This window comes from Xanthomonas codiaei (assembly GCF_002939785.1).
Lineage (GTDB): Bacteria > Pseudomonadota > Gammaproteobacteria > Xanthomonadales > Xanthomonadaceae > Xanthomonas > Xanthomonas codiaei.
In genome coordinates this window covers 1-9,837 of record NZ_MDEC01000056.1, presented here as the reverse complement: position 1 = coordinate 9,837, position 9,837 = coordinate 1, and the positions used below count along the sequence as shown (strand labels likewise).

Genomic DNA, 9,837 nt, shown 5'->3' with positions numbered 1-9,837 from the left:
CATCCGGGGCTCCTGGGGGCTGGGTTGGTGTGGTAACCCCCATCTTCCAGATCGGCCCCGGATGAACAACCTACTGAGAGATCACACCTAGCCGTTCATCGGCGGCACCGCACATCCACCCTGGACCGCAGACGCTCACGTACCTGCAGTCATCCCCCTTCACTGTCTTCAACGCGCGCTGCGCTCAACCCTGGAGAACCACCATGGCCTCACCCGAAAAGATCCTCTACACCGCCCACGCCACTGCCACCGGCGGCCGCGAAGGCCGTGCCGTGTCCTCGGACAAGGCGCTGGATGCCAAGCTGTCCACTCCGCGCGAACTCGGCGGCGCCGGCGGCGATGGCACCAATCCCGAGCAGCTGTTCGCGGCCGGCTACGCGGCCTGCTTCATCGGTGCGATGAAGGCCGTCTCGGCGCAGGACAAGCTCAAGCTGCCGGGCGAAGTGAGCATCGACAGCAGCGTCGGCATCGGCCAGATCCCGGGCGGGTTCGGTATCGCGGTCGAACTGCGTATCGCCGTGCCGGGCATGGACAAGGCCGAACTGCAGGCGCTGGTCGACAAGGCGCACCAGGTCTGCCCGTACTCCAACGCCACCCGCGGCAACATCGACGTCACCCTGACCCTGGCCTGATGCGGGCCTGTGCCGTACGCCATGCGCCATGCGCACGGCGATGTCAGCCAACGGCCCGGCGCATGCGTCGGGCCGTTGGCATTGAGGCCTTGGCCATTTCGTCGGCCGTGCAGGCGCGGCACACTGCAGCGATGACACCGTCACCAGTCCCGCCATCGTCCGGACCTGCCGTCGCATGAGCGCAGCACGTCCCACCCTCGTGTTGCTGCCCGGGCTGCTCAACGACGCCGACCTGTGGCAGGCGCAGCGCGTCGCGCTGGCCGATCTTGCCGAGTGCGTGGTCGGCGACCTGACCGGCGCCGACGACATGCGTACGCTGGCCTTGCAGTTGCTCGACCAGGTACCTGCACGGTTTGCGCTGGCCGGTTTTTCGCTGGGCGGCTATGTCGCCCAGGAACTGCTGCGCATCGCGCCCGAGCGGATCGAGCGATTGGCCTTGCTGGATACATCGGCGCGTGCCGATACGCCCGAGCGCATCGCGCAGCGGCGTGGCCAGGAAGCCAGCGTCCGTGCCGGCAGCGCGTTCCATGGATTCGGCGAACGGCTGATGCGCCGCTACGTGCATCCCTCGCGCTGGCAGGACGAGGCCCTGCTGGAGCGCGTGCGCGGCATGACCCAGCGGCTGGGCGTTGAGGTCTTCCTGCGCCAGAACCGCCTGCAGCGCGCCGATGGCCGCGCGGTGCTGCGCGCCTATGCCGGGCCGATGCTGGTCCTGTGCGGTGCGGACGATGCGATCACTCCACCGGCCCTGCATGAAGAAATGGCGGCACTGTCGCCACAGGCACAGCTGGTGCAGCTGCCCATGTGCGGACACCTGTCGCCGCTGGAGCAACCGCAGGCGGTGTCGCAGGCGTTGCGGGAGTGGCTGCTGCGCTAGGCGGCGGCGCACGGGGCCGGGTTCGATCTGGTGAGGCCATCAGTGAAGCGTGCCCGCATGGATCTGCAACGCAGTCCTGCGCGTGGCGCCACTGCACACGGCAACCCACCCACCTGCGTTGCGCCTATTGCGCGGTTGCGGCCACGATGGTGCCCGCTGCTGGCGCGTCGTCGCCGTGCGCAGGCGGGGTGAGTTCCAGCATCTGCAGCGGTTCGCCGCCAAAGCGATAGTCCAGCGACTGCTGGATGGCGTACAACGCCTGCGCCTGCACGCACACCGCCTGCGCCTGTGCCTCCAGCGCCTGGCTGCGCTGCTGCATCTGCTGTTCCAGCCGCGTGTCGAGTTGGGCGCCCCGTTGCTCCAGCTGCGCGGCACGGCCGGTCATCACCGTCCACATCACGCTGCGGCTCAGGCTGCCGGCCAGGCCCTCGGCAGCGCGCTCGACGCTGGCTTCGAAACGCGCATCGAACAGCTCCTGCTCCCAGCGCCCGCGTCCCAGGCTGGCATCGACCTGCGCCAGCGCGCCGGTCCGCAGCCGCTCAACCTTGCGCTGCTGGCGCGCGCTGCCGGACAGCACGTGCACCACCCCGCCCAGTGCATCGAAGGTGATGTCCACCACCGAATGCGCAATGGAGGTCACCGCAGGCATCAAAGCGCGGGTGCGTTGTTCGAGCTCGCGCAAGCGCTGCGCGTCGGCGGCGCTGACCGGCTGCGGCTGGCGGTCCACGTTGAGTTCGCCGTCATGGAAGAAGATCTCGCGCGGCGCGCCCTGCTTGCGACGCAGCCAGATTCCGCCGCCATCGGCCAGGACGTCGTAGGAGGTGCTCACCGCGCATTGCCGGGAGGACAGTGTCGGCGCGGCCGGCTCGGCATGCGCCGCGCAGGTGACCAGCAGCACAAGCGGCACGAGAACAAGGCGCATGCGGGTGGCCGCTGGACGGGGACTGCAGCATCACGCACGGCCAGGCAGAGTGCATGGGCAGGAAGTCAGGGGGCCGGCGGTGCCAGCCGATCACGGTCCATCCGAAGCGTGAACCGGGTCGAGCATCCGCACGCTGACATCTTTCGAACGGCCGGCTCACTTGATTCTCACGGCCGATGGTGTGAATTATGTTGCACAGCAGCATCGGAGCTCAGCAATGCTCGACTCACGTATCGAAAAGGTGGACCTGGCGCTGACTGAAATTGCCCAGGACCCGTCGGAAAAGGTGGCGCTGTGGCAATGGGCGTGCCGCGAGATGCTGCACGAGACGCTGATCGGCATGCACCAGCTGTCCCACCTGGCCGGCATCGCCCGCCAGGTCGCCAACGACTGGCGCGCGCCGGTGGATGTGATTGCGCCCGACAAGCCCTATCTGGCCGCCTCGGCGCTGGCGGACCGCCGCCTGCCGCAGGTCCTGGACGGACTGGGCAGCACCCACGACGACAACGACCGCGCCACGCTGTGGCGGTTGCGCTACGCGAGCCTGATCGCCTCCACGCTGCAGGGCATGCAGGCCCTGGCGGAAAAGCACCGCATCGATCGGCAGGCAGTGGCGCCGGTGCAGTTGAACTAGGCACGCCGACCAACGGCTGTGCGGACGCCCCGGCGACGCGCAGGCGGCATCGGGCAGCCTGTTCCACGACGTCCCACGGCCTCCGTTGCCTCCCTGCGCAGCCGGGGGCCTTGCGCAGTACCACTGCACCGCCGCCAATGACAGCGGCTTCGATCAACGCTCAATGCACCGCGCTGGCCTCTTCGATATGCCGCCAGGCATGTCGCACGATCCAGCGCGCCTGATCCCACGGCACCGACAGCACCGGTTGGTAGTGGTAATACCCGTCTTGCAGCACGCGATACAGCTGCGCCTCGGTGGCGCGCGGGTAGGCCAGGTAGATGTCGTAGCCCAGGGTCAGCACGCGGGCGTAATCGGCGAAATCGTAGCCGCCCAGATGGCCTTCGGCGTGCACGTCGCGCCAGTAGGCGATCTCTGCGTCGACGTCGATGTCGCGGCGGGTCAGAACGGATGCGCGATGCATGGGCAGGACTCCGTGAGCCAGACGACCCCTGTGCCGGCACCGTAGCAGCGCCTGTCCTCGCTCACCAGCGTGCGACGACGAGCGGTCATCGCACGCTGGCGCCTGTCGGGCCATGGATGGGGCCGGCAGCAGCACCGCCGTAGTCCCATCGCCTTGCCATCAGACGGGCTCGGCAGACGCCCCCGACGCGCGTACATGGCCAATCGGGCGTTCCTTGCGCTGTGCACTGCCGGACGACTCACGCCACGCAGTGGTGGCGCGGTGTTGCGCGTTGTCAGTCCCAATCGGGTGCAATGGCCTTGGGATTGGCCAGGCGCTGCCCGCGATCGAGTGCGGCGATCTCGGCCATGTCCTGCTCGCTCAACTGCAGCGCCTGCGCCTTGAGATTGCTCTCCAGGTTTGCCCGCTTGGTCGAAGACGGGATCACCGAATAGCCCTGCTGCAGGGCCCAGGCCAACGTGACTTGCGCCGGCGTGGCCGCGTGGCGCGCGGCAATGGCCAGGATCACCGGATCCTTCAACACCTCACCCACGGCCAGCGTCATGTAGGAGGTGACGTGGATTCCCTGCTCACGCAGGAACGCGATCAGGGTGCGGTTCTGCAGATACGGATGCACCTCGATCTGGTTGGTGGCGATCGCCTCGGCGCCCAGGATGTCGATGGCCTGCCTGATCAACGCAATGGTGAAATTAGACACGCCGATGGCGCGCGTGAGCCCTTGTGCCTTCGCATCGGCCAGGGCTTCCAGGTACTCGCGCATTGGCACCTGGTCCTTTGGCGAAGGCCAATGGATCAGGGTGAGGTCGACATGGTCGGTGCCCAGCTTGCGCAGGCTTTCCTGCAGGCTGGGAATCAGCGCGTCGCGCGCGAATTTATCGACCCAGATCTTGGTGGTCAGGTACAGCTGATCGCGCGGCACGCCGGATGCGGTGATGGCCTGGCCCACCTGCGCCTCGTTGTCGTAGATCTGTGCGGTATCGATGGCGCGGTAACCCAGTTCCAGTGCATTGCGCACCGAGTCGATGACGACCTGGTCCTTGAGACGGAAAGTGCCGAGGCCGAATGCGGGGACAGTCATTGTGTTCCTTGGGTAACGGGATTGGGGATTGGTGGACGCGCGCGCCCGGCGTGGCCGAGGCGATGTCAGTCGAGTGCGACGACGGCCTTGCCGAAGTTCTTGCCGCGCAATACGTCGATCAGGCCTTGCGGGGCGCTGTCCAGGCCGTGCAGCACGTGTTCGCGGTACTGGATCTTGCCCTCGCGCAGCCATTGACCCATCTCGCGCAGGAAGGCCGGCATCAGACGGATGAAATCGTGCTGGATGAAGCCGCGCACGGTCAGGCGCTTGCGCAGGATCAGGCCCATGAACTCGGGCAGGCGATCCGGGCCCGGCAGCGCCTGGCCGCGGCTGTTGTAGGTGGCGATCACGCCACAGATCGGCAGGCGTGCGAAATCGTTGAGTTGCGGCAGCACCGCATCGAACACCTTGCCGCCGACATTCTCGAAGTAGATGTCGATGCCGTCGGGCGTGGCCGCGCGCAGCTGTTCGGCGAAGTCGTCGGCGCGGTGATCCAGCGCCACGTCCACCTTCAGCGATTCGCGCAGATACCGCACTTTTTCTTCGCCACCGGCGATGGCCACCACGCGCAGGCCCTGCAGCCGTGCCAGCTGCGCCACCGTGGCGCCGACCGGCCCGCTGGCTGCGGCCACCACCAGCGTTTCGCCGGCCTGTGGCTTGCCGATTTCGTGCAGGCCGGCATACGCGGTGAAGCCGGGCATGCCGTAGACGCCGAGCGCGGTGCTCAGCGGAAGGCTGTCGTCCTTGGGCAGCTTGCGCAGCGGTGTGGCGGGTGTCAGCAGCGTGTGGGTCTGCCAGCCGCCGGGCAGGACGAGCAGATCGCCGGGCTGATAATCGGCATGATGCGATTGAATGACTTCGCCAATGGTGCCGCCTTCCATCACTGCATCGATGGCCACCGGTGCGGCGTAGGAGGGGCCGTCGTCCATGCGCCCGCGCATGTACGGATCCAGCGACAGGAAGCGGTTGCGTACCAGGATCTGGTCGTGCCCGGTCGGCGGCAGGCTGAGCTCTTCGATGCGGAAGTTGTCTGCGCTGGGTTCGCCCTGCGGGCGCGAGGCCAGCACGATGCGGCGATTGGTGATCGATGACATGGGAGTTCCTCGCAACGGTGCCGCGCGAGCGCGGCAATGGGCGCACAGCCGCGGGGCGGCTGCGCGCGGGAGTGCGTGATGAGGCGGTGCGTTATGCCGCCGCCGGTTCCGGTTCCGGCGCGCTGGCGCTGTCCAGCTGTGCGATCTGCTCGGCGCTGAGCGACAGCTGCGCAGCCGCCAGCACGTCGTGCAACTGGTCCACGCTGGTTGCGCTGACGATGGGTGCGGTCAGCCCCGGGCGTGCGATCAGCCAGGCCAGCGCAATCTGCGCCGGGGTTGCGCGATGGGTGGCGGCCAGGTCGTCCAGCGCCTGCAGGATGCGCAGCCCACGCGGATTGACGTACTGCTTGACCACCGAGGCGCCGCGCGCGCTGCTCTTGCCGGCGTCGTCGGCGCTGCGGTACTTGCCGGTGAGAAAGCCGCTGGCCAGCGAGTAATAGCTGATCACGCCCAGTTCGCGCTCGCGTACCAGCGGTTCCAGTTCCGCTTCGTAGCCGGCGCGGTCGTAGAGGTTGTATTCCGGCTGCAGGCTCTCGTAGCGCGGCAGGGCGTACTGTTCGGAGACGTCCAGTGCATCGCGCAGGCGTGCGGCACTGTAATTGGACGCGCCGATCGCGCGCACCTTGCCTTGTTCGATCAGCCGCCCGAACGCAGCCAGCGTGGCTTCCAGCGGAATCGATTCGTCGTCCTCGTGCGCCTGGTACAGATCGATCACATCGGTCTGCAGGCGCGTGAGCGAATCCTCCACGGCAGCGGCGATATTGTCCGGCGACAGCCCGGGGTGTTCGCTCCATTTGGCGACCTTGGTGGCGATCAGCACTTTGTCGCGTTTGCCGCTGCGTGCCAGCCAGCGCCCGATGATGGTTTCCGATTCGCCACCGCGGTTGCCGGGCACCCAGCCGGAGTAGGCATCGGCGGTGTCGATCAGATTGAAGCCGGCATCGACGAAGGCGTCCAGCAACGCGAACGAGGTCGCCTCATCGGCGCTCCAGCCGAACACATTGCCGCCAAAGACGATGGGTTGAACCTGCAGGCCGGAGCGGCCAAGTGCGCGGGGGTGAGTCATCACGGATGCTCCTGATTCGAACTGCCGACAGGATAGTCATGCGTGCCGATGATGCGTGTGACACCGATGTGGATTCAGCGTTCCGCCGATCGCAGCGGTCGGCTCACAGGATTTGAACAACTCGGCGATCGCGGTCGCAGGCGTCGGTGTGGAGCGCTGCGATTCGGGCACATGGCAGGCCGTGGGCCGCATGCTAGGCTCGCGCTACTTTTTACCTGGAAGAGGGCGCTGCGATGATCGGCAACAAGCTGGCCTGTGCGTGTGTGATGGGTGTCATGGTGGCGATGAGTGCGCCGCTGGCGATGGCGATGAAGCCGGCCGACAGCGCCAGCCTGCCTGCGCCGGATGCCGCGCTGCAGGCTGCCATCGACGGCAACTGGCGCGACCGCGTGTACGTGCAGCGCGACCAGTATCGCCATCCCGGCCAGACGCTGGCGTTCTTCGGCATCAAGCCCACCCAGACCGTCATCGAGATCACCCCGGGCGGCGGCTGGTATTCGGAAATCCTGGCGCCTTACCTGCGGCAGAAGGGCAAGTACGTGGCGGCCGTGGTCGATCCGGCGTCCGCTGCCGAGGGGGGCGCGCGCGACTATGCCCAGCGCGCCCGCGACGAGCTGGAAAAGAAGTTCAAGGCCAAGCCGGACATCTACGGCAAGCCGTCGTTCGTGTCGTATGTGCCCAAGTCGCCGTCGTTCGGCGTGGACAACTCGGCCGACCTAGTGCTGACCTTCCGCAACGTGCACAACTGGCGCATGGCCGGCACTGCCGAGGCGATGTTCGCCGGCTTCTACAAGGTGCTCAAGCCCGGCGGCGTGCTCGGTGTGGTCGAGCATCGTGCCAAGGCCGATGTGCCGGCCGACGATAAGAGCGGGTACGTGGGCCAGGCGCAGGTGATTGCGATGGCCGAAGCGGCCGGCTTCAAACTGGCCGGCAAGAGCGAGCTCAACGCCAACCCGCGCGACACCAAGGACTATCCCGGTGGCGTGTGGACACTGCCGCCGAGCAACAACCACGATGCCGCCGACGATGCCAAGTACAAGGCGATCGGCGAAAGCGACCGCATGACGCTGAAGTTCGTCAAGCAGTGATCGCTGGGCCCGCATGCCGTTCGCAACCTGCGAACGGCATGCAGGCTGCGGCGCGGTGCTGCGATGGTGGCGCAGCCGCCTTTGCGGCGCTTTCGTAACGGACTGTCCATGCTGGTGCTGTTGAACAAACCCCACGGCGTGCTGTCGCAATTCAGCGACCGCTCGCAACCGCCCAAGCGCACCCTGGCCGAATTCGGCCTGCCTGCCGATGTGTATGCGGCGGGCCGCCTGGACCACGACAGCGAAGGCCTGTTGCTGCTGACCGACGATGGCGCGCTCGCGCATCGGCTGACCGACCCGCGCCATAAGCAGCCCAAGACCTACTGGGTGCAGGTGGAAGGCGATCCCGATGCGGCGCAGCTGCAGGCCTTGCGCGACGGCGTGCTGCTCAACGACGGACCCACCCGGCCGGCGCAGGTGCGCAGGCTGGAGCCGGCACCGCAGCTATGGCCGCGCGATCCGCCGGTGCGCGTGCGCAAGACCGTGCCCGATGCATGGCTGGAGCTGCGCATCACCGAAGGACGCAACCGCCAGGTGCGGCGCATGACCGCGTCGGTGGGATTGCCGACCTTGCGGCTGGTGCGTGTGGCGATCGGCGGCTATCGGCTGGACGACCTGGCACCGGGACAATGGCGCCAGCTGGAATCGGCGGGCCGTTAGCGCTCCCTGCCGCCCGTGCTGTCGGGCGCTGGCAATCGCCGGTGCCGCGCCGCGCGCGCCCGCCACGCGCCGGCGGCGTGTTCCGGCCGCTGCGCGTGCCCGGCAGACGGCCGCGTAATTTGCCGATGTCGCGCGACTGTTGCCCGATTCAAGCACGAGCATCGGTGCACGCGTTGCGCCCACGCCATCGCGCGCATGGAGTCGGCTGTATGACGCTCCCCATCTCACAGCCGATCGTTCTCGTACACGGGCTGTTCGGCCACCTCCGCGATCCGATGATCCTCGCCCGGTTCGCGGGTGTGGAGGTCCATGCGCCGGATCTCATCGGCTATGGCAACAGCGCGACCGCGATCTCGACGGCCTGACGCTGCTCGATCAAGCCCATCATGTGGCCGCCTATATCCGTGGCATCGGTGCGCCGAAGGTGCATGTGGTCGGCCACTCCGTCGGCGGCGCCGTGTTGCACTGCCTCCTGCCGCCGCCACTGACCGGGACGGCAAGACAGCCATCCTGCGCGGCGAAGCGGGCGTTACACACAGGCGTTACACACACAAACGCCACGGCAGGGCGCCGTGGCGTCGGGGGAACGCGCGAAGCTGGCGTGTTACTCGATGCCGTCGCTCGGGGTCACTGCAGCGCGGCGCTGGTAGGCCGCACGACGCGCGCTGGCATTGCTGGCGTGTTCGCGATCCAGGCGGTGCACGTTGCCACCGAGGGTCTGCTGATCGCGCTGACGCTTGCGGTAGACGGCATAGCCGATCAGGCCCAGGCCTGCGACGGCGGCAGCCACCGTGACGGCCGGGTTGCGCTTGACCAGCTTGCTGGCGACCTTGCCGCCGGTGCGCACTGCGCCCAGGGCGGCGCCGGTCTTCAGCCACTCGCTGGCACCGGGGCCGAAGCTGCGCAGGCTGCTGCCCGCATGGCGGGCCTGGTCGCCAGCATTGGAGGCGGCATGACGCAGATGGTCGCCGGCATTGCCTGCCAGTTCCAGGGCACGCTCCAGGGCGCGTTCGGTGATGACAGTCAGCTTGCTCATTGGGGGCGTTTCCTTTCTGAGTACGTGGGACGCAGTCTGTGGGCTTGTGCGTATAGACGGTGTTAGCGGGATCGGGCGCTGTTTGGCTCGCGGTTAGGAAGGACGCTACGCACCGCTGCGATGGGTGCTTGTCCCGCAAGCGACGGAGGTCTGAAACTTCACCGGTGTCGACGTTGAAGGTCCTTTTTCCCATCGGGACATTAGAGCGTGTTATGAACTTGAGGCTTTCGCGGCTATCGTATGCGGATGAAGCCACCACGCCCTTATCCGACCGACGTCTCCGATGA

Annotated in this window: 12 protein-coding genes; 6 read left to right on the top strand and 6 right to left on the bottom strand. The window is 67.3% G+C overall.

Annotated features, from left to right (window positions below; translation table 11 throughout):
• Window positions 1-203 precede the first annotated feature (203 nt).
• Together XcodCFBP4690_RS21705 and XcodCFBP4690_RS21700 are read left to right on the top strand one after the other, a co-directional pair.
• Window positions 204-632: an organic hydroperoxide resistance protein gene (locus XcodCFBP4690_RS21705; protein WP_104544342.1), complete on the top strand. Its 429-nt coding sequence runs from the start codon at window positions 204-206 to the stop codon at window positions 630-632.
• A gap of 175 nt (window positions 633-807) precedes the next feature.
• Entirely contained in the window at window positions 808-1,509 is a 702-nt protein-coding gene (locus XcodCFBP4690_RS21700) for an alpha/beta fold hydrolase (RefSeq protein ID WP_104544340.1), read from the top strand.
• Between the two features lie 124 nt (window positions 1,510-1,633).
• Here the strand turns inward: XcodCFBP4690_RS21700 and XcodCFBP4690_RS21695 are convergent, their stop codons facing one another.
• Window positions 1,634-2,431, bottom strand: coding sequence for a DUF2884 family protein (locus tag XcodCFBP4690_RS21695; RefSeq protein WP_104544338.1), 798 nt, complete (start codon window positions 2,429-2,431; stop codon window positions 1,634-1,636).
• Between the two features lie 217 nt (window positions 2,432-2,648).
• Between XcodCFBP4690_RS21695 and XcodCFBP4690_RS21690 the strand changes: the two genes are divergently transcribed.
• Complete coding sequence (locus tag XcodCFBP4690_RS21690) at window positions 2,649-3,065, top strand: hypothetical protein (protein WP_167394749.1); 417 nt, start codon at window positions 2,649-2,651, stop codon at window positions 3,063-3,065.
• A 160-nt stretch (window positions 3,066-3,225) separates the two neighbouring features.
• Here XcodCFBP4690_RS21690 and XcodCFBP4690_RS21685 read toward each other — a convergent pair whose 3' ends face one another.
• The 4 genes from XcodCFBP4690_RS21685 to XcodCFBP4690_RS21670 all read right to left on the bottom strand — a co-directional run bounded on the left by XcodCFBP4690_RS21685 (window position 3,226) and on the right by XcodCFBP4690_RS21670 (window position 6,766).
• Window positions 3,226-3,528 carry a hypothetical protein gene (locus tag XcodCFBP4690_RS21685; protein WP_104544334.1) on the bottom strand — a complete coding sequence of 101 codons (303 nt, stop codon included), beginning with the start codon at window positions 3,526-3,528 and terminating at the stop codon, window positions 3,226-3,228.
• A 274-nt stretch (window positions 3,529-3,802) separates the two neighbouring features.
• Window positions 3,803-4,606, bottom strand: coding sequence for a 2,5-didehydrogluconate reductase DkgB (gene dkgB / locus XcodCFBP4690_RS21680; protein WP_104544332.1), 804 nt, complete (start codon window positions 4,604-4,606; stop codon window positions 3,803-3,805).
• Between the two features lie 65 nt (window positions 4,607-4,671).
• Entirely contained in the window at window positions 4,672-5,700 is a 1,029-nt protein-coding gene (locus tag XcodCFBP4690_RS21675) for an NADP-dependent oxidoreductase (RefSeq protein ID WP_104544330.1), read from the bottom strand.
• A 91-nt stretch (window positions 5,701-5,791) separates the two neighbouring features.
• Window positions 5,792-6,766 carry an aldo/keto reductase gene (locus XcodCFBP4690_RS21670; protein WP_104544328.1) on the bottom strand — a complete coding sequence of 325 codons (975 nt, stop codon included), beginning with the start codon at window positions 6,764-6,766 and terminating at the stop codon, window positions 5,792-5,794.
• Between the two features lie 233 nt (window positions 6,767-6,999).
• Here XcodCFBP4690_RS21670 and XcodCFBP4690_RS21665 point away from each other — a divergent pair, with 233 nt between their 5' ends.
• The 3 genes from XcodCFBP4690_RS21665 to XcodCFBP4690_RS22850 all read left to right on the top strand — a co-directional run bounded on the left by XcodCFBP4690_RS21665 (window position 7,000) and on the right by XcodCFBP4690_RS22850 (window position 8,879).
• A complete protein-coding gene (locus XcodCFBP4690_RS21665; protein ID WP_104544326.1) occupies window positions 7,000-7,854 on the top strand; it encodes a class I SAM-dependent methyltransferase in 855 nt (284 codons plus the stop codon).
• A 108-nt stretch (window positions 7,855-7,962) separates the two neighbouring features.
• Window positions 7,963-8,514: a pseudouridine synthase gene (locus XcodCFBP4690_RS21660; protein ID WP_104544343.1), complete on the top strand. Its 552-nt coding sequence runs from the start codon at window positions 7,963-7,965 to the stop codon at window positions 8,512-8,514.
• Window positions 8,515-8,723: 209 nt separating this feature from the next.
• On the top strand, window positions 8,724-8,879 hold the full coding sequence (locus XcodCFBP4690_RS22850) for an alpha/beta fold hydrolase (RefSeq protein WP_167394748.1): 156 nt from the start codon (window positions 8,724-8,726) through the stop codon (window positions 8,877-8,879).
• Window positions 8,880-9,118: 239 nt separating this feature from the next.
• On the opposite strand, the gene XcodCFBP4690_RS21655 is transcribed toward XcodCFBP4690_RS22850, so the two are convergent.
• A complete protein-coding gene (locus XcodCFBP4690_RS21655) occupies window positions 9,119-9,550 on the bottom strand; it encodes a hypothetical protein (protein ID WP_104544324.1) in 432 nt (143 codons plus the stop codon).
• Window positions 9,551-9,837: the final 287 nt, after the last annotated feature.

What these genes read in the sequence shown, in the direction of transcription:
- XcodCFBP4690_RS21705 (WP_104544342.1), top strand. Translation starts at nt 204, where the DNA reads ATGGCCTCACCCGAAAAGATCCTCTACACCGCCCACGCCACTGCCACC.
- XcodCFBP4690_RS21700 (WP_104544340.1), top strand. Translation starts at nt 808, where the DNA reads ATGAGCGCAGCACGTCCCACCCTCGTGTTGCTGCCCGGGCTGCTCAAC.
- XcodCFBP4690_RS21695 (WP_104544338.1), bottom strand. Translation starts at nt 2,431, where the DNA reads ATGCGCCTTGTTCTCGTGCCGCTTGTGCTGCTGGTCACCTGCGCGGCG.
- XcodCFBP4690_RS21690 (WP_167394749.1), top strand. Translation starts at nt 2,649, where the DNA reads ATGCTCGACTCACGTATCGAAAAGGTGGACCTGGCGCTGACTGAAATT.
- XcodCFBP4690_RS21685 (WP_104544334.1), bottom strand. Translation starts at nt 3,528, where the DNA reads ATGCATCGCGCATCCGTTCTGACCCGCCGCGACATCGACGTCGACGCA.
- dkgB (WP_104544332.1), bottom strand. Translation starts at nt 4,606, where the DNA reads ATGACTGTCCCCGCATTCGGCCTCGGCACTTTCCGTCTCAAGGACCAG.
- XcodCFBP4690_RS21675 (WP_104544330.1), bottom strand. Translation starts at nt 5,700, where the DNA reads ATGTCATCGATCACCAATCGCCGCATCGTGCTGGCCTCGCGCCCGCAG.
- XcodCFBP4690_RS21670 (WP_104544328.1), bottom strand. Translation starts at nt 6,766, where the DNA reads ATGACTCACCCCCGCGCACTTGGCCGCTCCGGCCTGCAGGTTCAACCC.
- XcodCFBP4690_RS21665 (WP_104544326.1), top strand. Translation starts at nt 7,000, where the DNA reads ATGATCGGCAACAAGCTGGCCTGTGCGTGTGTGATGGGTGTCATGGTG.
- XcodCFBP4690_RS21660 (WP_104544343.1), top strand. Translation starts at nt 7,963, where the DNA reads ATGCTGGTGCTGTTGAACAAACCCCACGGCGTGCTGTCGCAATTCAGC.
- XcodCFBP4690_RS22850 (WP_167394748.1), top strand. Translation starts at nt 8,724, where the DNA reads ATGACGCTCCCCATCTCACAGCCGATCGTTCTCGTACACGGGCTGTTC.
- XcodCFBP4690_RS21655 (WP_104544324.1), bottom strand. Translation starts at nt 9,550, where the DNA reads ATGAGCAAGCTGACTGTCATCACCGAACGCGCCCTGGAGCGTGCCCTG.